Here is a 22318-nt window from a genome sequence, read left to right on the forward strand (position 1 = left end):
GGTTTCATTTTAGAAATATATAGAATTATGCAATTTCCCCACGATGAGGTTTTAAAGCATCTCTAAAGGTTTTCATATCATTTTCATTTACAGTTATAAAAGCAGAAAAAAGCATAGGATTTTTCTCTTGAATATCAATTTCTATAAATTCAAGGTTTTCTATAGTTGTAAATTCTTTTAAATGAATAGTATGGTGTTTTGCAGTTTCTTTGGCATCTGGACCTCTAAAATCCCACAATAATTTTATTTTTCTAGACATTTTTTTGTTTTATTGATTGACGAAAATAAACAATTCTCCAACTTCAAAAGTAATAGATATTAGGTTATTAATAGCTTTGTTTCTTGTACCAATTCTTTCCCCAAAAATTAAATCTTCATTATTTAAAGAATATTGTAACCCTTTTGTGTTGATATTTGTTGCTTTCGGAAATGGAATTAAAGAAATAATATTGTTTTTACAGTTTGGTATTTGAGTTGATTTGTCAGCCAAAAAATAATAACTATGATTATCAAAAAAAGTAAGGTTTAATTTTTCTTTCCATTGAATTGCGGTGTGTAAATTTCCTAAAAAATGATCTTGTTCTTTTCCACTTGCACCAAAAACATCAATGGTTTTAAAGCCTTTATCAAACAAGATTTGTAAAATTTTATCAAAATCTGTATAATCTTGATTTGGAGTTTTTATTATTTCAATAGTATTGGGTATTTCATTTAGAGAATCGAAATCGCCACTAATAAAATTAGGTTTTATATTATTTTCTTTTAAATATTGATAAGCACCATCTGTTGCACAAATGATATCATAATTAGAAAGGTCTGGTGTTTTTATGGGAGCTTCACCATTTAATAATAAAAAAACTTTTTTGTTTTTCATAGTTACAAAAATACCCATTTCAAAAATAATGAAATGGGTATTTTTAATAGTAATTAATTTAAAACTATTCCTTTTTCATCCAAGTAATAACAATAACTCCTAATCGACCTATAAGAAATATAAAAGTTCCTAAAGTAGGAGGTAAGATTCCTCTTTTTATTCCGCCAGCTAAAATACCTGGAGCAATTTCAGAAGTATCAGAAATCATATCCAATGCATTAATTAAGCCCAAAATAAAACCAAAAAAACCAAAAACTAAAGCAAATAAACTTACAGCTTTAATAAGTTCTAGGTTTTTTGAAGTGTTGTTTTTAAGTCCTTTAGCTACTAAAAAAATAGTAACAATTAGTAAAATTAGCAATGAAACCATAAATAATGGTCCGCCTTCGTTAATTAAGTTCATAATATTAGTTTTTAAATTCGTTTCAAATATATTTTTAATTTAAGTTATTTAATTTTAATTGCGATGAATAACCAGTATGTTTTTGTTTTCTACAAAAGGACGTTTGTTTTTATTAAAAAGAAGCATTTTTTGCTTTTTCGAGATTAAAATCTGTATTTCATCTCTATTTCTTAATAAAACAACTTGTTTTTTTTATTTTGCAACATGCAAAAAAACATATTTTTTTCTGTTAGAAAAGTTGGACTTCATTTCCTTTTTTGGTTTTTGATATGGTTTTTCTTTTATGTTTTTTTTAGCGTTGGTACTTCTAATAAAGAATTTTTATTTTGGTTTTCTACCATTCTCAGTGTTATTTCAATAGTTGCTTCGTATGTTTTTGTGTATGATTTAATTCCAAATTATCTATTAGAAAAAAAACACAAGCAGTTTGCATTGTATTCTTTTTATGCATCAGTTTTTGTAACCACAGCAGTTTTAATGACTATGGCTTTTGGATTCGTGTTTTTCTTTAATTTAGAATTTCAGCAAATGCCAATGTTAACAAAAAGCGCATCTGTAATTTTAGTCTGTGTTTTGTTAATAGTTGCCTTGGCAAGTAGTTTAAAAATTTTAAAACACAATTATAAATCACTGGAAGAAAAAAAACATTTAGAAACAAGATTTTTACAAACACAATTGCAATTAAAAGAACAAGAATTAAAGTTTTTGAAGATGCAGATTCACCCACATTTTTTGTTTAATTCTTTAAATACAATTTATGGTTTTGCAATAAAAAAAGCAGATGAAACTCCAGATATGATCTTAAAACTTTCTAATTTATTAGATTATATTTTATATCAAGTAGATAAACCAACTGTTGTTTTAGATGAAGAAATAAATCATTTAGAAGATTATATTTCTTTGGAAAAAATGCGTTTTCATGACACGTTAGAAGTCAATTTTAAAAAAGAAAATACAAATAAATTATTGCAAATTCCACCAATGTTATTAATTCCGTTTTTAGAAAATAGTTTTAAACATGGTGCAATTGTACAAGAAGTTTTAAAAGTAGATATCAATTTAAAAACTGATGATAATTCGCTGTTTTTTAAAGTTGAAAACACGTCAAAAGAAACAGCAAAATCAATATCTGGTATCGGGTTAGAGAACATAAAAAAGCGATTAGAAATGTTGTTTCCTAATAAATATCAATTAGAAATACTTGAAGAAAAATCTATATTTAGAGTAACTTTAAGAATCGATTTAAAAAAGAAATGAGTAAAATAAATTGTGTTATTGTTGATGACGAGCCAGTTGCAAGAGAAATAATTACTTCTTTTGTAGACAAAGTTCCTAATTTAAACTTAATTAAAAGCTGTAAAAATGCCATGGAAGCTTTTGAAATCATGAATCATCAAAAAATTGATTTGTTTTTTCTAGATATTAATATGCCAGATATTTCTGGTTTGTCTTTGGCAAAATCCATCAACAAAAATTCTAAAATTATTTTTACAACAGCTTACAGAGAATATGCTGTAGATGGTTTCGATCTACAGGCGGTAGATTATTTGTTAAAACCAATTTCTTTTGACCGTTTTCTACAAGCAATTAATAAGTTTTTTGAGACCAAAATAAGTGCTGAAGATTCAGTTAAAAGTAAAGAAGATACAACTGAAAATGATGCTGTTTTTGTGCGTTCAGACCGTAAAATGGTAAAGATTATTTTTGACGAAATTCTTTATATAGAAAGTCTTTCCGATTATATTAAAATTCATTTAGTAGATAAAATTATAGTTACAAGAGAAACAATTAGTAACATAGAAACCAAGTTGCCAAAACGCACTTTTTTAAGAATTCATAGATCTTATATTATCAATTTTAATAAAATAGAATCTTACACAAATGAGTTTGTGGAAATAGCAAAAAATGCAATTCCTATTAGTAGAACTTATAAAGAAAATGTACTTAAAAAGTTAGAAGAAAATTAGGCTAAATAGTTTTATCTTTGTTGAAAATTCTAAAATTTGAGTGCAGCACAATTCATTCCGAAAAAAAATACAAATTCAGTAGAAAAAGTAAGTTTTAAATGGCAAACACCAAGCAATATTGCATTGGTAAAATATTGGGGAAAAAGTAATCCTCAAATTCCAAAAAATGCTTCTATTAGCTTTACTTTAAAAAATTGTCATACAATTACTACTATCGAGTTTTCTAAAAAAGAAACTTCAACAGATGTAGAGTTTGATTTATTTTTTGAAGGAAAAAAGAAAGAAGAGTTCAAACCTAAAATTGCAGAATTTTTTAAAAGAGTAGCAGAATATTGCCCTTATATTTTCGATTATAGAATGACAATTCATTCAGAAAATTCTTTTCCACACTCAAGCGGAATTGCCTCTTCTGCAAGTGGTTTAAGTGCTATTGCAATGTGTTTAATGAGTTTAGAAAATGTACTAAATTCAGATTTAACGCAAGAATTTATTAGTAAAAAAGCATCTTTTTTAGCACGTTTAGGTTCTGGAAGTGCAAGTAGAAGTGTAGAAGGTCCTCTGGTTGTTTGGGGAAATCATCCGAAAATTGAAGGAAGTTCAGATTTATTTGGAGTTCAGTTTCCTTACAAAGTGCATTCGGTTTTCGAGAATTACCAAGATGCAATTTTGTTGGTAGATAAAGGAGAAAAGCAAGTTTCTAGTACTGTTGGGCATAACTTAATGCAGAATCATCCGTACGCAGAAAATAGATTTGTACAAGCGAATGACAATCTTGCAAAGCTTTCAAAAATTCTTCAAAATGGAGATATAAAAGCTTTTGTAAATTTAGTAGAAAGTGAAGCGTTAACATTGCATGCAATGATGATGACAAGCAATCCCTATTTTATTTTAATGAAACCCAATACGTTAGAAATTATCAACAAAATTTGGGAATATCGTGAAGAAAACAATAGTAATATTTGTTTTACTTTAGATGCAGGTGCAAATGTACATGTGTTGTATCCAGAAAAGGAAAAGGAAAAAGTGAATCAATTTATTGATAATCAATTATCTAAATACTGTCAGAAAAATCACTATATTTGTGATACTGTCGGTTTTGGAGCAAAAAAGCTGTAACATCTTCAGCAATTAAAAACACGTTCTTATGAAAACTACAACTGTACTTATTTTAATTGTTGTTGGGTTTTTAACATCATCATTATCAGCCCAAGAAACTGTTTATTTCGATTCTAATTGGAACCTTTCTACAAAGGAAAAAGCTGCTTACTATAGACCTGCTCCCAAGAAAGTAGACAATGGTTATTGGATTGTTGATTATTACGTTTCTGGAAAAAAACAAATGGAGGGTTTAAGTAAAACTAATAAACCTAACAAAGAAGTTTATGTTGGAGCTGTAAACTATTTTCATGAAAATGGAGCAAATTTTCAGAAAGTGAATTATGTTGATGGGAAACCTGAAGGTAAATTCTACGAGTATTATGATACTGGAGAAATGAAAAGAATAGGTAAGTACGAAGCTGGATTAAGAGAAGGAAGTTGGAAGGTGTACTACAAGAACGGAAAAATTCAGGAAAAAGGAAAATATAATAAAGGTGAAAAAGTAGGAATTTGGAAAACTTTTTACAAAAATATTTGATAAGATTCTCTTAACATAAAAATTTGTATTTTTGTACCACTATTTAAAGAAAAATGAAAGGACCACTATTTTATGCTAAAATTCTTCTTTTTGGAGAATACGGAATTATTAAAGATTCTAAAGGTTTAGCAATTCCGTTTAACGCATACAGAGGTGCATTAAAAACATCTTCTAATCTTGTTGATAATGCTAAAAAATCTAATGAAAACTTACAGCGTTTTTATGACTATTTAGCAAATTTAGAAACAGATTTAGTTACTTTTAATTTAAAAAAGTTACAGAAAGATATTGTTAACGGAATGTATTTCGATTCTTCAATACCACAAGGTTATGGAGTTGGAAGTTCTGGTGCACTTGTTGCGTCTATTTATGATGAATATGCTGCCGATAAAATTACTGTTTTAGAAAATTTAACAAGAGAAAAATTACTAAAGCTAAAAGAAGTATTTTCTTTGATGGAATCTTTTTTTCATGGAAAAAGTTCTGGTTTAGATCCTTTAAATAGTTACTTAAGTTTACCAATTTTAATCAATTCTAAAATAGATATAGAGCCAGCAGGAATTCCATCACAAAAAGAAGGAAAAGGTGCTGTTTTTTTATTAGATTCAGAACAAATTGGTGAAACTGAACCTATGGTAAACATCTTTATGAATAAGATGAAAAGCGAAGGTTTTAGAAAAATGATTAGTGAAGAATTTGCTACGACTACAGATATTTGTATAGATAATTTTTTACAAGGTGATGTAAAATCTTTATTTGGTAATGTAAAAAATCTCTCTAAAATAGTTCTAAAAAACTTTAAACCAATGATTCCTGTTGCTTTTCATAAAGTTTGGGAAAAAGGAATTAAAACAAATGATTACTACTTAAAACTTTGCGGTTCTGGTGGCGGTGGTTACATTTTAGGTTTTACAGAAGATTATCAAAAAGCGCAACAAAGCTTAAAAGATTATAAATTAGAATTGGTTTACAGATTCTAAAAAATCTTTATGACTTCCTTTAAAGTAAAAAGAATTACCTACAAAATATTAAGTCTTTTATCAGTTATTAGAGGGTATAATATTCTTGTTTTAATTGCTGCACAATATTTAGCTTCTATATTTATTTTCTCTCCAGAAAAGTCTATAAGACATGTTATTTTCGATTGGCATTTGCTTTATATTGTTTTAGCTTCAATTTGTGTTGTTGCTGCAGGTTATATTATTAATAATTTTTATGACATTAAAGTTGATAGGATTAATAGACCTCTTAAAACAGGTTTAGATACCTATGTAAAACAGTCTACAAGATTAAAGCTTTACTTTATTCTTAATTTTTTAGGTTTTATTTTTGGTACATTAATTTCATGGAGAGCGGCTTTGTTTTTTTCAGTATATATTTTTGCAATCTGGTTTTATTCTCATAAACTAAAAAAACATCCATTAACTGGGTTAATATCTGCTACTGTACTTACTATATTACCTTTTTTTGCAGTTTTTGTGTATTTTGGTAACTTCTCAAAAATAATTTTTGTCCATGCAGTTTTTCTGTTTTTAGTAATTATGGTGAGAGAATTAATAAAAGATTTAGAAAATATTAAAGGAGCGTTAGCAAATAATTATACCACTTTTTCAGTAGCATATGGAGAATTAAAGACTAAAAAATTATCAATTTTTTTATTAATTTTAACTTTGTTTCCTGTTTCTGTATTATTTAGATACCCGTCATTAAGTTATATGCGTTATTACTTCTATTTTGCGATGGTTATTTTGATATTTGTAGGTTCTTATCTATGGAATGCAAAAACTAAAAATCAATATAGAATTTTGCATAATATTTTAAAATTGTTACTCTTAATAGGTGTTTTTTGTCTTGTTTTTATTGATACTTCTCTAATCGTTGAAAAAGTAATAGATAGTTTGAATTAAAATCTTCTATTTGAGTACCTTTGCATAAAATTTTTTTAAAATGAATTCAAATAAAAACTCGTCGCGAGGACGACAAGAAGGCAAAAAAAGCACTCCTCTTAGTAGAAAAAGTACTCCTTTAAGCAGAAAAAGCCCAAAGAAAGAGTACAAGAAAATCAAAGAAACTCCAAAATCTGATGAATCATCAGGAATCCGTTTAAACAAATATATTGCCAATTCCGGTATCTGTTCTAGAAGAGAAGCAGATACGTACATTGAGCATGGTAGTGTAGAAGTAAATGGGAAGTTAATGACAGAAATGGGCTACAAAGTTCAGCCAACAGATGTTGTGAAATTCGATGGAACATCTATTACACCAGAGCAAAAAAAGTATATTTTATTAAATAAACCAAAAAACTACATTACAACCATGGACGATGATCGTGGTAGAAAAACTGTAATGGAATTAGTTGCAAACGCTTCTAAAGAGCGTATTTATCCGGTTGGAAGATTAGATAGAAACACTACAGGTTTGTTGTTGTTTACAAATGATGGAGATTTAGCAAAAAAATTAACGCATCCAAAACACAATGTACGCAAGTTGTATCATGCTTCTTTAGATAGAAAATTAGATTTAAAAGATTTAGAGAAACTACGTGGAGATGTAATAATTGAGGGAAGAAAAGTATTTATTGATGCTGTTTCTTATGTAGATGGACAACCGAAATCAGAAATTGGTATCGAAATTCATTCTGGTAGAAATAGAATAGTACGTAAGATTTTTGAACATGTTGGCTATAAAGTAAACAAATTAGATAGAGTTATTTTTGCAGAGCTTACAAAGAAAAACCTTCCAAGAGGAAGATGGAGAGAGCTTACAAATCAAGAATTAAATAACTTATCAATGATGAAATAGATAAGTTTTATAAAACAAAAAATCCGAACAAATGTTCGGATTTTTTTGTGGTACCTCCAGGAATCGAACCAGGGACACAAGGATTTTCAGTCCTTTGCTCTACCAACTGAGCTAAGGTACCATCGCCTTAGCGGTTGCAAATATAAAATGTTTTTTTACATCTGCTAAACAAATTTAAAAAAAATGTCATTTATTTTTAACTTTTTTCTAATTTAGACATATGAATTTAATTATAGATATAGGTAATACTAGTGTTAAGGCTGCTGTTTTTAAGCAAGATACAATCGTTTTTTCTGTTTCTTTTGACAAGAAAATAATTTTATCAGAATTGAAGAAAATAATTAAAAAATATAATATTTCTTGTGGAATCATGTCTAGCGTGGCATCAATTTCAGAGAAAAAGGTAGAAAAGCTCCAGAAATTAATCAAATTAACGCTTGTTTCTTCTTCAACAGAAGTGCCATTTGTCAATTTGTATGAAACACCAAAAACTTTAGGTTTAGATAGAATTGCGTTGGTTACTGGTGCAGTAAAGAAATATCCAAACAAAAATGTATTGGTTATAGATGCAGGTACTTGTATCACTTTTGATTTTGTTAATGATAAATCAGAATATTTAGGAGGAGCTATTTCACCAGGAATAAACATGAGATATAAGGCATTAAATAATTTTACAGCTAAATTACCTTTTCTTGAAAAAAAAGAAGTTAAAAGTTTCATTGGAAAATCTACAAATGAAAGTATACATTCTGGAGTTGTAAATGGTGTTACAAAGGAGTTAGAAGGCGTAATTTTAGATTATAAAGAGAAATTTGGAGATTTAACAATTGTTTTAACAGGAGGAGATACAAATTTCTTGTCAAAACAATTAAAAAGTAGCATATTTGCCAATCAAAATTTTCTCCTTCAAGGATTAAATGAATTATTGATATTTAACGAAGAAAAATGATTAGAAAGATTCTAGTAGCTCTATTACTAATAACTTCTTTTGCAACAACTGCACAAAGAACAAGTTCATCACCATATTCTTTTTTTGGTTTTGGAGACGAGTTTAGCCCAAGAACAGTAGAGCAAAGTAGTATGGGAGGCATTGGAGTTGCTTTTAACCATTATAAATATCTAAATTTTACAAATCCGGCTGCTTATGCAGATTTAAGATATACAACTTATGCCTTTGGATTGTTAAATAATGATTTAACTATAAGAAATGGAGATGTAAAACAAAACGCAAACTCTACAAGTTTAAGTTACTTTGCAGTAGCTTTCCCTATTGGAAATAAAGCAGGTTTTTCAGTAGGTCTACAACCTGTTTCTTCAGTAGGTTATTCCTTGTCTAGTTCATTGTTAGATGACAAGGGAAACACGATTAATACCCTTTTTACAGGTGATGGAGGTGTTAATAGAGTTTATGGAAGTTTTGGAATTAAACTTACTAAAGAATTGTCTATAGGTTTAGAGGCTGATTATAAATTTGGAAACATAGATAATAGTGTAATAGAGGGAAATGTAGATGCAACTTTAGCTACAAAAAACAGCGAGACAACAAATGTAAGAGGAGGTTCTGTTACTTTGGGGGCTCAATATCAAAAAACATTAAAAAACAAACTTATTTTTAATTCTGGAGCAGCTTTTAAATTTGGAAATGATTTAACTGTAACTGGTACAGAATCTGAATATACCTTAAGCTATTCAGGAACTGGAGGTGAGATACCTAGAGATTACAGACCAAATATAGCTATTAAAGGAGAATACAAACTCCCGTTGAAAACTACTATTGGAGCTGGTTTAGGAAAGTTTGATAAATGGTATTTAGGCTTGGAGTATGAAAATCAAGCGGCAATTGAGAATTCTGGATTCTTGAATAAGACAAATACCGCATTTGCTTATGAAAAATCAAATAGGTTTTCTCTTGGAGGTTTTTATCTTCCAAAAATAAATTCAATATCAAGTTACTGGGAAAGAGTTACTTATAGAGCGGGTATTCGTTTTGAAAATACTGGTTTGTTAGTTAACGGATCAACAAATAATACAAATTTCAATCAAATAAACGACTTTGGCATATCTTTTGGATTAGGTTTACCACTGAAACAATTATCTAATGTTAATATGGGATTTGAGTTTGGTAAAAGAGGGACCACTGCTAATAATTTAATTCAAGAAAATTATTTTAATTTTAGATTAAGTTTATCTTTGACAGATACAAATTGGTTTCAAAAAAGGAAAATTGATTAATAAAAAACTAACAAAATGAAGAAATTTACGTTTTTATTGGCTACAGTGTTATTATTAGCATCAGCAAAAACAAATGCTCAGGACGCAAACAGAGAATGTACTATTAAGTACAATTTATTTAAAGGAGATTTTCAATCGAAAAAGTATGATGATGCTTACACAAATTGGATATATCTTATGGATAATTGTAAAGATTTGTCTGTAAACATCTACAAATATGGTTCAACTCTTGCAGAAGATGTAAGAAAAGATCCAGTTTTAGCAAAAAGAGTTTATGAACAAAGGTTACAATATTATCCTACTAAAAATCCTGCAAAAGTACATAGTGATTATGCTACGTATTTAGCTGATAATAAATTAGCTTCGGATGATGTTATTTTTACAATATTAGAAAAAGGATATGCAATTGACCCAACAAAAATGGGTGTTAAGAATTTGTATTCTTATTTTCAAGGTGTAACTGATAGACAAAAAGACACAAATCCTCAAAAAGTTTTTGATACTTATGATGATGTATTAGAAAATGTAAACTTAAAGTTAGAAGGATATGCTGTTAAATTAAAAGAATTAACAAAAGATACGATAGCTAATAAAAAATTAATACATGCTTATACTGTAAACTCTACAGCATTAGGTACTGTAGAAGGTGGTTTAGATGCTATCATTACAGAAATTGCAACTTGTGAAAGATTAATTCCTTTGTACAAAGGTAGTTTTGAAGCAAATAAAGGAAATGCAGTTTGGTTAAAAAGAGCAGTATCTAGAATGTTTAATAAAGGTTGTCAAGCAGATCCTTTATATGCAAAATTAGTTAGAGCTTATGCAGAAGCTTCACCATCACCAGAAGCATATGCCTTTTTAGCAAATGTTTTAGAAGATAATGGAGACGCATCTGGCGCGACAGCAATGAGAGAGAAATCTTTTAATTTAGAAACTGATCCTTTAAAGAAAGCAAAAATAAAAATGAAGTTTGCACAAGCAGCCAAAGACAGAGGTCAATACAGTTCTGCTAGAAGCTTGGCAAGAGAAGCTTTAAGATTTAATCCTAATTATGGAAGAGCATATTTATTTATTGCAAATTTATATGCAGTGAGTGCAAACTCTTGTGGAAACAGTGAGTTTGAAAAGAGAATGGTTTATGTTGCAGCATTAAATCAGGCTAATAGAGCAGCTTCTGTAGATCCAAGTATTTCTGCAACTGCACGTAGCTATTCTGCAAGTTATAGAGCAAATGTGCCTAGCCAAAAAGTAATTTTTACAGCTGGTATTAATCCAGGAAGTAGTTATACTATTAAATGTTGGATTGGAGAAACTGTTAGAGTGCCATCTAAATAATTTAGTGAAAAACAAGACACAAATATTTTTAAAAAGCATTACTGTTACATTGGTAACAGTAATGCTTTTTTCTTGCTCTAACAATACGCAACAAGTTAGAGATTTTTTAGCGTCAAAAAATTTGCCAATTGGTACGGCAAAAAATGCCTATCATGTTTATAAAGATTCAGGTAGAATAACCTCTAAATTAATTACACCTTTAAGATTAGATTTTAGTAACAGAGATCAACATCCTTATAGTGAGTTTCCAAAAGGAATAAAAATTATTAATTTTGATAAAAACGGAATAGATTCTGTAACTATTTCTGGAGATTACTCTCTGTCTTATGATAAGACTAAAGTGGCAGAAATAAGAGGTAATGTAGTAGTTACAAATCATACAGAGCAATCTAAACTGTTAACAGAGCAATTATTTTGGGATCAAAATACCAAGTATTTCTTTTCAGAAAAAGAGTTTACACTCACTACAAGAAAAGACACTATTTACGGAATTGGTTTTGAGTGTAAAGAAGACTTAAGCAAACATTTAGCCAGAAAAACAACAGGAAAATTAGAAACAACAGAAGATTAATATTATGAATAAAATTTGGAAATTTTTTCAATACGGGTATTTAATGGTAGCATTTATTTGCTTAATAGAAGGAATAATTCGTTGGAATACAGATAGGTCTAGATCTTATTTGTTTCTTGGCTTTGCTATTTTTATTACTTTAGTGTTTTTCTTTAAAAGACATTTTAGAAAAAAAGTAGAACAAAGAAACAATCAAAACAAATAGTATATAAATTTCTTAATGGAAATTGAACTCATAATTATCATAATATCCATTTTGATTTCCGCTTTTTTTTCGGGAATGGAAATTGCTTTTGTATCGGCAAATAAACTTCACATAGAATTAGAGAAAAAAAGAGAAGGTTTTATTCCAAGGATTCTTAACAAAATTACTCAAAAATCATCAAAATTTATTACCACAATGTTAGTTGGTAATAATATATCTTTGGTGGTTTATAGTTATTATATGGGTGGTTTTCTTACAAGAATTCTGCCATTAGATAGTTATAATGACTTCTCTATCTTATTAATTCAAACAATTATTTCTACCATTGTTATTTTAATAACAGCAGAGTTTTTACCAAAAGCAATTTTTAGAATTTACGCTAATGAAGTTTTAAAAATATTTGCATTACCTGCCTATTTCTTTTATGTTTTATTCCATTTTGTATCCGATTTTATTACGCTTATATCAGATTTCTTTTTACGTGTATTTTTTAAAACAAATGCAGATGAGCAACAAACCGAATTTAGTAAAGAAGAATTAGGAAACTACATAACAGAACAATTAGAAACAGGTAATGATGATGATGAATTGGATTCCGAAATTCAGATTTTTCAGAATGCTTTGCAGTTCCATAACGTAAAAGCAAGAGAAGTTATGGTACCAAGAACTGAAATTGTAGCAGTAGAAATTCATGAAAAAGTATCAAACTTAAAAAATATATTTATAGAAACTGGTTTGTCTAAAATTTTAGTCTATAAATCTTCTTTAGACGATGTAATTGGTTATGTAAATGCTTTTGAACTCTTTAAAAAACCAAAAACCATAAAATCTATTTTATTACCTGTAGAAATTGTACCTGAATCTATGATGGTTAATTACATTTTAAACGGTTTAATGAAAAAAAGAAAAAGTGTAGCTGTTGTTGTAGATGAATATGGAGGAACTTCTGGAATGATAACTGTAGAAGATATTGTTGAAGAATTGTTTGGTGAAATAGAAGATGAACATGATTCTCAAGAGTTTTTAGAAGAAAAAGTTAGCGAAACTAAGTTCAACTTTTCTGCAAGATTAGAAATCGATTATTTGAATGAAGAATACGATTTAAACATTCCTAAATCTGAAGCTTATGAAACTTTAGGAGGTTTTATAATAGATCACACAGAAAACATACCAACACAAGAAGATGTTGTAGAGATTGAAGATTTTGAAATAAGAATCTTAAAAATGAGTAGCGCTAAAATAGATGAGGTTTCTTTTAAAATAACAGATAAAGAAGACTAAAATTAAGCGATTCATTTACTTCTATTAAAATACTAAAGAACTTACTACTAATAAGTAAAAAATGGGTTGCAGTATTAAAACCCAAATCGTATATTCGCCAACTGAAATTAAATAAAAACTTATGGCAATTTTATCGAAAATTAGAGAACGTTCAATGTTCTTAATCATCATAATTGGTTTAGCACTTTTTGCTTTTGTATTAGATCCTTCTACTTTAGGAGACTTTTTTAACTCTAATAAAGTAAACGAAATAGGAGAAATTAATGGAGAAACAGTTTCTAGACAAGAATTTGCAACTGCTGTAGATGCTTACAAGCAACAAGCTGGTAGCAATGTTTCAGATATGCAAGCAACAAAAACTGTTTGGGATAATATTGTAAGAAAAAAAATATATCAAAATCAGTTGTCTGAAGCTGGAATTACTGTTGGTGAAGCAGATGTTTGGAATGAAGTTATAAACGCTCCTTCAGTAAAAAGTAATCCACAGTTTTTAAATGAAGCTGGTTTATTTGATGAAACAAAATTCAAGCAATTTTTAGCAGATACTAAAGAAAACAATGAGCAAATGTGGTCTGCTTGGTCTAATTACATGAACCAAATTAGAGACAATGCAGAAAGAAATACATATAATAATTTAGTAACTGCAGGTTTAGGAGCTTCTTTAAAAGAAGGAGAAGCAGAATATTTTGTAGAGAACACAAAATTAAATTCTCAATTTGTATTTGTACCATATTCTACAATTGCAGATAGTTTAGTTACTATTTCTAAATCTGAAGTTGAAGCTTATGTAAAAGCAAACCCAACTACTTTTAAGGTTGATGAATCTAGAGATATCTCTTATGTAAAGTTTGATATTGTTGCAACTCCAGAAGATGAAACAGCAATTAAAAATGATGTTGCTACTTTAATAGAAGATTTTAAATCAGCTACAAATGATAACGAATTCTTAAACGAAAATGATTCTGATATCAATTTAGATTTAGGTTTTAAATATAAGAATTCAGTAAATAACCAAGTTTCATCTGAAATCTTTGAAGGATCTAAAGGTGATGTTTTTGGGCCATATAAAGACCAAGGATATTTTAAAATTTCTAAAGTTGTAGAAGTTGCAAAAATGCCAGACTCTGTAAAAGCTAGTCATATTTTAATTCCTTTTGTTGGTTCTCAAAGAGCAACACCAGACATTACAAGAACAGAAGACCAAGCTAAAAAATTAGCAGATAGTATTTTAAATGTTGTAAAAAGAAGCAATAGAAAATTTGCAGATTTAGCAAAAGAATTTTCATCAGATAAATCTAATTCAGATAAAGGTGGTGAGTTAGATTGGTTTAATTACAATAGAATGACACCTGCTTTTAGAGATTTTTCTTTTACTAGTAAAAAAGGAGATATAGATGTTGTTAAAACACCTTTTGGATTCCATATTGTAAAAATTGATGACCAAAAAAATAACCAAACAGTAGTAAAGTTAGCAACTTATGGTAGAAAAATAGTACCATCTGAAGCAACTGAAAACGCTGTTTTTCAAAAATCAGAACAATTTGCTTTAGCACTTTCTAAAAATAAGAATTTTAGTGATGTAGCTAAAGAAAATAATTATGCTACTAAACCTGCTATTGGTTTAAAGGTTTTAGATGAAAATGTTCCTGGTTTAGGAAACCAAAGAAACATTGTAACTTGGGCTTTTAATAATGATACAGAAATAGGAAGTTTTAAACGTTTCGATTTAGAAGGAAGCCATGTAGTTGCATTCTTAACAGGAAGTACAGAAAAAGGTTTAATGTCTGCTGAAAAAGCAACAAGTAGAGTAAGACCTGTTTTAGTAAATGAAAAGAAAGCTAAATTATTAGCAGATAAACTTAAAGGAAGTTCTTTAGAAGATATTGCAAAGGCAAACAATACAACGGTTAGAACTGCAAATGGAGTTACTTTAAAAAGCCCAACTTTGGCTGGTGCAGGATCTGAACCTAAAGTTGTTGGAGCAATGTACAATGCAGAACCTAATAAAGTTTACACGAATATAGAAGGCAGTAGAGGAGTTTATGCTTTTACTTTAACTAACAAAGTTTTGCCAACAGCATTACCAAACTATGAAACTAAAAGAAAAACGATTTCTGAAGGTAGAAAGAGATTAACTTTTAAAATGTATGAAGCTATTAAGAAAGCTTCTGACATTGAAGACAATAGAGCAAATATGTATGTAGGTAACTAGTATAACTTACATTATTTATATAAAAATCCGTTCAGAACTTTCTGAACGGATTTTTTTTGAATTATTTTTTTTGATAATGATTGTCTTTTTTTTTTTGATTCACTAAAATTACAAACAAGTATAGCCCTGATTGAAGTGGCATCCTTTTTATGCTAAACTTTACATTGAATTAGTTACTAATAGGAAACAACTTTTTAATATTAGAATTGCTATTTTATATTCAGCATAAAAAGATATAGCGAAAAGCAGGAAATAGCTACAAATAAAAAACCTTCTTGATTTCTCAAAAAGGTTTAATATATTGTATAAAGTGATAATTTATTTATCCTTTCATGGAGATTAAAAACTCTTCATTATTTTTAGAGAATTTAATTCTATCATTAATGAACTCCATAGCTTCAATAGGGTTCATGTCTGCTAAATACTTACGTAGAATCCACATTCTTTGCACAGTTTTCTCGTCTAATAATAAATCATCACGTCTTGTAGAAGATTTAATTAAATCGATTGCAGGATAAATTCTTCTGTTAGAAATATTTCTATCTAATTGAAGTTCCATGTTACCAGTTCCTTTAAATTCTTCGAAAATAACTTCGTCCATTTTAGAACCTGTTTCTGTAAGTGCAGTTGCGATAATGGTTAAAGAACCTCCATTTTCTATGTTTCTAGCTGCACCAAAGAAACGTTTTGGTTTGTGTAATGCATTTGCATCTATACCACCAGAAAGTATTTTACCAGATGCTGGTGCAACTGTATTATATGCTCTTGCCAAACGTGTAATTGAATCTAAAAGAATAACAACATCGTGTCCACATTCTACCAAACGTTTTGCTTTTTCTAAAACAATGTTGGCAACTCTTACGTGTTTATCTGCTGGTTCATCAAAAGTAGATGCTACAACTTCTCCACGAACACTTCTTTGCATGTCTGTAACTTCTTCAGGACGTTCATCAATTAATAATACTATTTGATAAACTTCTGGATGATTGGTGGCAATTGCCTTTGCAACATCCTTTAATAACATGGTTTTACCAGTTTTAGGCTGTGCTACAATCATACCACGTTGTCCTTTTCCAATAGGAGAAAATAAATCGATAATTCTTGTTGATAAAGAACTTCCTTTTTCTGCTAAATTGAATTTTTCTTGTGGAAATAAAGGTGTTAAATGTTCGAAAGAAACCCTATCTCTAACAATGTTAGGATTTAATCCGTTTATTTTTGATACTCTAATTAATGGAAAATATTTTTCACCTTCTTTTGGCGGACGAACATTTCCTCTAACTGTATCTCCAGTTTTTAAACCAAATAATTTTATTTGAGATTGAGAAACATAAATATCATCTGGCGAAGATAAATAGTTGTAATCTGATGATCTTAAGAACCCATAACCATCTGGCATCATTTCTAAAACTCCTTCGCTCTCTATAATTCCATCGAACTCAAAATCAGGATCTCTGTACCTATTGTTAGATTTATTACCTCTGCTTACAGTAGGTTTTTTATCTCTGTTTTGATTATTGTTTTTCGATTTAGTATTTTGTTGATTAGGGTTTTTATGCTGTGGCTTGTTTTGTTGATTTGCAGGTTTTTGTTCTTGCTTATCATTCTTAATAGAAGGAGTAGCTTCAGTCTTTACATCATCTTTACTCTCTTTGTTTACCACTTTTCTTGGAATAGGTTTTTTTTGAGTTGGTTTAGGATGATTTGGAGCAGTTTTTTTTGGTCTTTCTACTGTTTTTTCTTCTGGAGTTTCTTTTTCTTCATTAGCAGTTACTGTAGCTTGTGGAGTTTTAGAAACACGTTTTCTTTTTGGTTTATCTACTGTTTTTGGTTTTTCTTCAGTAGTTGAAGTTGCAACAGCTGCTTTACTTGGGTTTGCAGCTTGTGTATCTAGTATTTGATAAACTAAATCTAATTTTTTAAGTTGGCTAGTTTTAGAAAGACCAATAGATTTTGCAATTACCTGTAAATCAGCAAGGGTTTTTGCTTTTAGTTCAGAGATTTCGAACATTATTTATATGTTAAGTTAAAATGTAAATCTTTTATATTAAGATTTTATAATTTGTTTTGATTGATATAATTGTATATAGTGCTATACAATAACTTTTGTGCGGTTAATTATATAACAAATATATACTTTTTTTTTAAGTTTCAAGTTTTCTTTTTAAAAAAGAAAGTTTTACTTTTGTAACCATATATTTTAATTGATGATTCAAAGAATACAAACCATATACTTATTATTAGCTTCAGTTGTTTCTGGAGGTATGATTTTTGTTTTTGATCTTTGGGATAATCTTAAAGGAAATGTATTTGCTTTGGATTTATTTTTGAGAGAGTCTGCTCTTTTAAAATTAATTCCTATATTGTTCTTACTTTCTGCTATTATATCATTTGTAACCATTTTTTTATTTAACAATAGAAAGTTACAATTTGTAGTAGGGCGTATTGTTATTTTGATCAATCTTTTTTTATTAGGATTATTGATTTATGTATCTCTAACTTTACCTGGAGAAGCTACTGTTTCGGAGAAAGGTATTGGGATGTTCTTACCAATTTTGGCTGTATTGCTTATTGTTTTGGCAAATAAAGCTATTAAAAAGGATGAAGATCTTGTAAAATCTGTAGATAGATTACGATAAAACTAACATCTTAGTTATATTAGTGCGAAGAAAACCGAGAATTTATTTCTCGGTTTTTTATTTTTAGACATTATTAGAATAAAAAAAATAAAAAGAATTTTATTTGTAACTTTAACTGTTAAAATACAATTTCAGTATTGTTTTTAATCAATTGTTTTTCAGTTGTTTATTTTTTTCTTCTCACGGTTTTCCGTGAGAGAACTCACGGAAAACCGTGAGAAGAAAATTTCACTGAAAATGGGGGTTGTACATTCTTAATTTGTAACATAAATTTGTAAGGTAAAAATGAAAGATAAAATATACGTTCACGTAGCTGATGATCACAAAATATTAATTGAAGGTATCATCGCTGTAATAAATACTGACAAAGAGATTGAAATTAAAGGATATTCTCTTACTGGCCAAGAAGTAATAGATTGGTTTAGCCTTAAAGAAAACAAAGCAGATGTTTTAATTTTAGACATTACTATGCCTGTTTTAGATGGTTTTCAAGTATTAAAACATTTTAAGAAAAAAAGAATAGATCAAAAAGTTATTATTTTATCAAGTTATGATGATGTTAAAATTGTACAAGAGGTTTTAAATCTTGGTTGCAAAGGATATATTTCAAAAAATAGCGCAGGAGAACATATAGTAAATGCTATTAAAGCTGTTGCAAGAGGAGAACAATACTTTAGCACAGATATTCAAAGTAGCTTATTACAAACCTTATCAGGTCAAATGGTTCCTAAAGGAGATATGCCAGATAAATATTTATTAAACAGCTTAACAGAAAGAGAATTAGATGTTTTGAAGCTTGTTACTAAAGAATATAGTACTAGTGAAATGGCAGATTCTATGAATTTAAGTGTAAACACAGTAGAAACATATAGAAAAAATTTATTAAGAAAATTAAATGTAAAAAATGCAGTAGGATTGGCAATGTATGCAGTAAAAAACAATATAGTATAATACTTATCCCCAACAAAACTATCCACAAGCTTTGATTTTTTTTTATAAAAATCGTCCCCTAAAAAGCTTTATAGTTTACCCCAAGTACAATTGTTGCGTACATTCCTAACCTTACTTTTTTTTAGAAAATAAAAATAGTCCCACCCCCTATTATATTAATCTAAACAAACATTATTAAACATTCCCATTATGAAAACTTTCAACTTATTCGCATTAGTAGCTTCAATTACTTTAGTATTTTCTTCATGTTCAACCAATGAAAATCTTTTACCAGAAGAACAATCTGTAGACTTATTAAAATCTTATTCTATTAAAAGAGATGCAAATGGAGCCTACTCTTTAGATTATAACTTAAATGGAAATGCAAAAACAGAAAAGGTAGTAGATAATAATATAAATCAATTTTATTTATATTCGTCAGACAGTCAAACAAGTAGGAGAGCTACGCAAGATTTAGTAATAGATGGTACAGAATTAAAAGTAGGTTTTGTAGATACTAGTTCAGACAAATTACCACAAATAACAATTACTGATGATAATTTAGCATTAGCTAAAAATTCTAATAAGAAATTAAAAGAGTACAGTATAACAAGTAACCAAGATGGAACTTACAATTTAGATTTTTCTGTAAATAATAAAGTAAGAGTAGATTTTGTATATAATGAAGAGATCAATACTTACGAAATTCATTTAGAAGAAGGTAAATCTAACGAAACAAGTTTTTCTAGAGTTTTAGAAAAAGCAGATGGACAGCCTTTAAAGTTTGATTTTGTTAATCATTTAGATAACACAGAAGCTAAAGGTTTATTATCTTTAATAAGAAAGCCACAGGGAGTTATTTTATAATTTGAAAAATATTTTGAGGATAAAACTACTAGTTTCAATTATAGTTTTTTTTTGTAATAACACCTTTTACCCCAAAAGCAAAGAAGTTGTATTTAATACAACTTCTTCTTTTGTTTTACAAAATGATTCACTTTCACAAAATTATAAATCAGCAAAAGTTTTTTTTGAAAAAGAAGATTATGCTAATGCCTTAAGAGAGGCTCAAAAAATTGTTGAAGTTGGTTCTTCCTATAGTTCAGAAGAATTAGTTTTAACAAACTATTTAATAGCTAATATCTTTTATTCAACTAAAAGCTATGATAATGCTATAAAATATTATAAAAAAACTTTAGATTTAGTGCAGCAATTAAAAGATGTTGAGTTTAAATCTGAAGCAGAAATAAATTTTGATAAAGATTTTATTAAAGCTGAGGCTTATTTAAATTTTGGAAATAGTTATTATCAACTTTACAACAAAGATTATCTACAAAAGCATAAAGATAGTGCATTGTTTTTCTATGATAAAGTAGATGATTTTTTTAGTTCTAAGAATAATGTTTTGGAAGTTAAATCTAGAGCGTATTCAAACTCTTCTGTTATTTATCTTAATGATACTTTATTTGATAAGGCTAGAGATTATGCTATGAAAGCAATTCAAATTCATAGAAATCAAAATAACAAGGTAAATGAAGCAGGTGCTTTGGTTAATTTGTCAAATATTTATTTATCAGAGAATAATTTTAAAAAAGCAAAAGAAACTTATTATGAAGCTTTAGATTTAATTAGAAACGAAAAATCCAGTAAAGCATTAATTGTGCGAGAAAAAATATATTTTAATCTTGCTTACAATTTATATAAACTTAAAGATTATCAAGCCTATTTTTACCAAGAATTATCTTACAATATTAAAGATAGTTTAAGAGAGCAAGAGGTTAGGGGCATTATAGAAGAGCTAGATGCTCAATATGATTTTAAATCTGCAAAAAAATTACTACTTAAAGAAGAAGAAAACAAAAGATTAAAAGCTCAAAGAACATTTTGGGTTATTGGTATTGGTGGTTTTATCATTATTTTGTCTTTATTATACTGGCTAAACTTATATAAGCTTCGTCAAAAGAATTTAGGTTTACAGCTTTCTCAAAATCAGTTAATTCTTAATCAAAATATAGAGAAAATAAAATCAGAATCTCAAGTAAGAATATTAAACGCTACAATTGATGGTAAAGAGTCCGAAAGAAAAGATATTGCGGAAACTTTGCATGACAGTGTAAGTGCATTACTATCTTCAGCAAACCTTCATTTACAAGCTACCAGAAGCCAGTTTAAAGGAGATCATCCAATAGAAATAGATAAAACTCAAGAAATTATTACAGAAGCTTCTCAAAAAATTAGAGATCTATCACATACATTAGTTTCATCGGTTTTATTAAAATTCGGATTAAAATATGCCGTTAAAGATATGGCAGATAAGTATTCTAATTCCCAATTAAAATTTGAAACAGAAGTAGGTAAAGTTAGAAGATATCACCAAAGTTTTGAGATAAAAGTTTACAATATTATTCAAGAATTCTTAAATAATATATTAAAACACAGTAAAGCAGAAAATGCTACTATTAAGTTAAATGAAGAAAATAGTAAGTTAATTTTTGTAATTTCTGATGATGGAGTAGGTTTTGATAAAAGTAAAATATCAGATAAAGATGGTCTTGGACTTAACCAAATTGATGCTAGAATACAAGTGATGAATGGAAGATTTCATATAAATTCTTCCGTAAATAATGGAACAACCATAGAAGTTGAATTGCCAATTTTAGAAAAACCTAACCACGTTTAGCTAGTTCAATAATTTCCATGTCTTTTATTTCACCGCTTTCTAATGAAAAGCGCAACATTGTTCTAACTTTATGAAACCCATGGTTTCCTGCTGCTCCAGGATTTAAATGTAATAAGTTTAATTTTTTATCATATTGAACCTTTAATATATGAGAATGTCCTGAAATAAATATTTTAGGAGGATTTTTCCTTATATCATCTTTAATTCTTCTGTAATAATTATTGGGATAACCACCAATATGTGTCATCCAAACAGAAACATTTTCTACAATAAATTTGGCATCTAAAGGAAACTCGGCTCTAGCATCAGTCCCATCAATATTTCCCAAAACAGCACGTAAAGGTTTTAGTTTTTTAATGCTATCAGTAACATTTAAATCACCAATATCACCTACATGCCAAACTTCATCTGCTTGTTTTACAAACTTTAAAATTTGGTTATCAATAAAACTATGTGTATCAGAAAGTAATAGTATTTTCTTCATTAAAAATTTGTAAGAAAAGTTTAACGTCTCTTAAAGACTCAAAAGTAATGATAACAAAATAAATTCC

Annotated in this window: 23 protein-coding genes and 1 tRNA gene; 18 read left to right on the top strand and 6 right to left on the bottom strand. The window is 28.4% G+C overall.

The features are described 5' to 3' along the window. Nucleotides 1-25 precede the first annotated feature (25 nt). The 3 genes from H9W90_RS00595 to H9W90_RS00605 form a co-directional block, all read right to left on the bottom strand. Nucleotides 26-259 (bottom strand): hypothetical protein, encoded by a 234-nt coding sequence (locus H9W90_RS00595; protein ID WP_187482558.1) that lies wholly within the window; start codon nt 257-259, stop codon nt 26-28. 9 nt (nt 260-268) lie between these two features. After that, on the bottom strand, nt 269-874 hold the full coding sequence (locus H9W90_RS00600) for a thiamine diphosphokinase (protein WP_187482559.1): 606 nt from the start codon (nt 872-874) through the stop codon (nt 269-271). Nucleotides 875-938: 64 nt separating this feature from the next. Next, nucleotides 939-1277: a MotA/TolQ/ExbB proton channel family protein gene (locus H9W90_RS00605; protein WP_187482560.1), complete on the bottom strand. Its 339-nt coding sequence runs from the start codon at nt 1275-1277 to the stop codon at nt 939-941. 204 nt (nt 1278-1481) lie between these two features. Between H9W90_RS00605 and H9W90_RS00610 the strand changes: the two genes are divergently transcribed. From H9W90_RS00610 to H9W90_RS00640, 7 genes are read left to right on the top strand one after another with little or no spacing between them, the layout of a single operon-like run. Continuing rightward, nucleotides 1482-2534, top strand: coding sequence for a sensor histidine kinase (locus H9W90_RS00610; RefSeq protein WP_187482561.1), 1053 nt, complete (start codon nt 1482-1484; stop codon nt 2532-2534). After that, the gene (locus H9W90_RS00615) at nt 2531-3244 is read left to right on the top strand and encodes a LytR/AlgR family response regulator transcription factor (RefSeq protein ID WP_187482562.1); all 714 of its coding nucleotides are present in this window, start codon (nt 2531-2533) and stop codon (nt 3242-3244) included. The genes H9W90_RS00610 and H9W90_RS00615 overlap by 4 nt, the downstream gene beginning before the upstream one ends. A gap of 36 nt (nt 3245-3280) precedes the next feature. Continuing rightward, nucleotides 3281-4360, top strand: coding sequence for a diphosphomevalonate decarboxylase (locus H9W90_RS00620; RefSeq protein WP_187482563.1), 1080 nt, complete (start codon nt 3281-3283; stop codon nt 4358-4360). A 28-nt stretch (nt 4361-4388) separates the two neighbouring features. Next, nucleotides 4389-4880 carry a toxin-antitoxin system YwqK family antitoxin gene (locus tag H9W90_RS00625; RefSeq protein ID WP_187482564.1) on the top strand — a complete coding sequence of 164 codons (492 nt, stop codon included), beginning with the start codon at nt 4389-4391 and terminating at the stop codon, nt 4878-4880. A 53-nt stretch (nt 4881-4933) separates the two neighbouring features. Further along, the gene (locus tag H9W90_RS00630; RefSeq protein ID WP_187482565.1) at nt 4934-5860 is read left to right on the top strand and encodes a mevalonate kinase family protein; all 927 of its coding nucleotides are present in this window, start codon (nt 4934-4936) and stop codon (nt 5858-5860) included. Between the two features lie 9 nt (nt 5861-5869). After that, nucleotides 5870-6787, top strand: a complete 918-nt coding sequence (locus H9W90_RS00635) for a geranylgeranylglycerol-phosphate geranylgeranyltransferase (RefSeq protein WP_187482566.1) — start codon at nt 5870-5872, stop codon at nt 6785-6787. 40 nt (nt 6788-6827) lie between these two features. Next, on the top strand, nt 6828-7682 hold the full coding sequence (locus H9W90_RS00640) for a pseudouridine synthase (protein WP_187482567.1): 855 nt from the start codon (nt 6828-6830) through the stop codon (nt 7680-7682). Nucleotides 7683-7730: 48 nt separating this feature from the next. Here H9W90_RS00640 and H9W90_RS00645 read toward each other — a convergent pair. Then, a tRNA-Phe gene (locus H9W90_RS00645) sits at nt 7731-7803 on the bottom strand. A 99-nt stretch (nt 7804-7902) separates the two neighbouring features. On the opposite strand from H9W90_RS00645, the gene H9W90_RS00650 reads away from it, so the two are divergent. The 7 genes from H9W90_RS00650 (at nt 7903) to H9W90_RS00680 (ending at nt 15518) form a co-directional block, all read left to right on the top strand. Next, the gene (locus H9W90_RS00650; RefSeq protein ID WP_187482568.1) at nt 7903-8631 is read left to right on the top strand and encodes a type III pantothenate kinase; all 729 of its coding nucleotides are present in this window, start codon (nt 7903-7905) and stop codon (nt 8629-8631) included. Continuing rightward, nucleotides 8628-9914 (top strand): BamG family beta-barrel-assembly machinery protein, encoded by a 1287-nt coding sequence (bamG, locus tag H9W90_RS00655; protein ID WP_187482569.1) that lies wholly within the window; start codon nt 8628-8630, stop codon nt 9912-9914. The genes H9W90_RS00650 and bamG overlap by 4 nt, the downstream gene beginning before the upstream one ends. Nucleotides 9915-9929: 15 nt before the next feature. After that, the gene (locus tag H9W90_RS00660) at nt 9930-11249 is read left to right on the top strand and encodes a tetratricopeptide repeat protein (RefSeq protein WP_187482570.1); all 1320 of its coding nucleotides are present in this window, start codon (nt 9930-9932) and stop codon (nt 11247-11249) included. 4 nt (nt 11250-11253) lie between these two features. Beyond that, on the top strand, nt 11254-11820 hold the full coding sequence (lptC, locus tag H9W90_RS00665; RefSeq protein ID WP_187482571.1) for an LPS export ABC transporter periplasmic protein LptC: 567 nt from the start codon (nt 11254-11256) through the stop codon (nt 11818-11820). A gap of 4 nt (nt 11821-11824) precedes the next feature. Beyond that, nucleotides 11825-12025, top strand: a complete 201-nt coding sequence (locus tag H9W90_RS00670) for a hypothetical protein (RefSeq protein WP_187482572.1) — start codon at nt 11825-11827, stop codon at nt 12023-12025. A gap of 15 nt (nt 12026-12040) precedes the next feature. After that, on the top strand, nt 12041-13306 hold the full coding sequence (locus H9W90_RS00675; protein ID WP_187482573.1) for a hemolysin family protein: 1266 nt from the start codon (nt 12041-12043) through the stop codon (nt 13304-13306). A 121-nt stretch (nt 13307-13427) separates the two neighbouring features. Further along, complete coding sequence (locus H9W90_RS00680) at nt 13428-15518, top strand: peptidylprolyl isomerase (protein ID WP_187482574.1); 2091 nt, start codon at nt 13428-13430, stop codon at nt 15516-15518. A gap of 322 nt (nt 15519-15840) precedes the next feature. Here the strand turns inward: H9W90_RS00680 and rho are convergent, their stop codons facing one another. Beyond that, a complete protein-coding gene (gene rho / locus H9W90_RS00685) occupies nt 15841-17529 on the bottom strand; it encodes a transcription termination factor Rho (RefSeq protein ID WP_187482575.1) in 1689 nt (562 codons plus the stop codon). Between the two features lie 196 nt (nt 17530-17725). Here rho and H9W90_RS00690 point away from each other — a divergent pair, with 196 nt between their 5' ends. From H9W90_RS00690 to H9W90_RS00705, 4 genes are all read left to right on the top strand, one after another. Beyond that, the gene (locus H9W90_RS00690) at nt 17726-18157 is read left to right on the top strand and encodes a DUF4293 domain-containing protein (protein ID WP_187482576.1); all 432 of its coding nucleotides are present in this window, start codon (nt 17726-17728) and stop codon (nt 18155-18157) included. 285 nt (nt 18158-18442) lie between these two features. Further along, nucleotides 18443-19108, top strand: coding sequence for a response regulator (locus tag H9W90_RS00695; protein WP_187482577.1), 666 nt, complete (start codon nt 18443-18445; stop codon nt 19106-19108). Between the two features lie 189 nt (nt 19109-19297). Beyond that, nucleotides 19298-19954 (top strand): hypothetical protein, encoded by a 657-nt coding sequence (locus H9W90_RS00700; protein WP_187482578.1) that lies wholly within the window; start codon nt 19298-19300, stop codon nt 19952-19954. A 13-nt stretch (nt 19955-19967) separates the two neighbouring features. Further along, nucleotides 19968-21767, top strand: coding sequence for a tetratricopeptide repeat-containing sensor histidine kinase (locus tag H9W90_RS00705; protein ID WP_254712510.1), 1800 nt, complete (start codon nt 19968-19970; stop codon nt 21765-21767). Here the strand turns inward: H9W90_RS00705 and H9W90_RS00710 are convergent. Next, the gene (locus tag H9W90_RS00710) at nt 21754-22251 is read right to left on the bottom strand and encodes a metallophosphoesterase family protein (RefSeq protein ID WP_187482580.1); all 498 of its coding nucleotides are present in this window, start codon (nt 22249-22251) and stop codon (nt 21754-21756) included. The genes H9W90_RS00705 and H9W90_RS00710 overlap by 14 nt on opposite strands. Nucleotides 22252-22318 lie beyond the last annotated feature (67 nt).

This window comes from Polaribacter pectinis (genome assembly GCF_014352875.1).
Classification (GTDB): domain Bacteria; phylum Bacteroidota; class Bacteroidia; order Flavobacteriales; family Flavobacteriaceae; genus Polaribacter; species Polaribacter pectinis.

Bases quoted from the DNA above. Each gene is read 5' to 3' on its own strand.
- H9W90_RS00635 (WP_187482566.1), top strand. From the start codon at position 5,870: ATGACTTCCTTTAAAGTAAAAAGAATTACCTACAAAATATTAAGTCTT.
- H9W90_RS00640 (WP_187482567.1), top strand. From the start codon at position 6,828: ATGAATTCAAATAAAAACTCGTCGCGAGGACGACAAGAAGGCAAAAAA.
- H9W90_RS00600 (WP_187482559.1), bottom strand. From the start codon at position 874: ATGAAAAACAAAAAAGTTTTTTTATTATTAAATGGTGAAGCTCCCATA.
- H9W90_RS00605 (WP_187482560.1), bottom strand. From the start codon at position 1,277: ATGAACTTAATTAACGAAGGCGGACCATTATTTATGGTTTCATTGCTA.
- H9W90_RS00615 (WP_187482562.1), top strand. From the start codon at position 2,531: ATGAGTAAAATAAATTGTGTTATTGTTGATGACGAGCCAGTTGCAAGA.
- H9W90_RS00680 (WP_187482574.1), top strand. From the start codon at position 13,428: ATGGCAATTTTATCGAAAATTAGAGAACGTTCAATGTTCTTAATCATC.
- H9W90_RS00650 (WP_187482568.1), top strand. From the start codon at position 7,903: ATGAATTTAATTATAGATATAGGTAATACTAGTGTTAAGGCTGCTGTT.
- H9W90_RS00595 (WP_187482558.1), bottom strand. From the start codon at position 259: ATGTCTAGAAAAATAAAATTATTGTGGGATTTTAGAGGTCCAGATGCC.
- H9W90_RS00670 (WP_187482572.1), top strand. From the start codon at position 11,825: ATGAATAAAATTTGGAAATTTTTTCAATACGGGTATTTAATGGTAGCA.
- H9W90_RS00695 (WP_187482577.1), top strand. From the start codon at position 18,443: ATGAAAGATAAAATATACGTTCACGTAGCTGATGATCACAAAATATTA.
- rho (WP_187482575.1), bottom strand. From the start codon at position 17,529: ATGTTCGAAATCTCTGAACTAAAAGCAAAAACCCTTGCTGATTTACAG.
- H9W90_RS00660 (WP_187482570.1), top strand. From the start codon at position 9,930: ATGAAGAAATTTACGTTTTTATTGGCTACAGTGTTATTATTAGCATCA.
- H9W90_RS00690 (WP_187482576.1), top strand. From the start codon at position 17,726: ATGATTCAAAGAATACAAACCATATACTTATTATTAGCTTCAGTTGTT.
- H9W90_RS00700 (WP_187482578.1), top strand. From the start codon at position 19,298: ATGAAAACTTTCAACTTATTCGCATTAGTAGCTTCAATTACTTTAGTA.
- H9W90_RS00630 (WP_187482565.1), top strand. From the start codon at position 4,934: ATGAAAGGACCACTATTTTATGCTAAAATTCTTCTTTTTGGAGAATAC.
- bamG (WP_187482569.1), top strand. From the start codon at position 8,628: ATGATTAGAAAGATTCTAGTAGCTCTATTACTAATAACTTCTTTTGCA.
- H9W90_RS00625 (WP_187482564.1), top strand. From the start codon at position 4,389: ATGAAAACTACAACTGTACTTATTTTAATTGTTGTTGGGTTTTTAACA.
- H9W90_RS00710 (WP_187482580.1), bottom strand. From the start codon at position 22,251: ATGAAGAAAATACTATTACTTTCTGATACACATAGTTTTATTGATAAC.
- H9W90_RS00610 (WP_187482561.1), top strand. From the start codon at position 1,482: ATGCAAAAAAACATATTTTTTTCTGTTAGAAAAGTTGGACTTCATTTC.
- H9W90_RS00675 (WP_187482573.1), top strand. From the start codon at position 12,041: ATGGAAATTGAACTCATAATTATCATAATATCCATTTTGATTTCCGCT.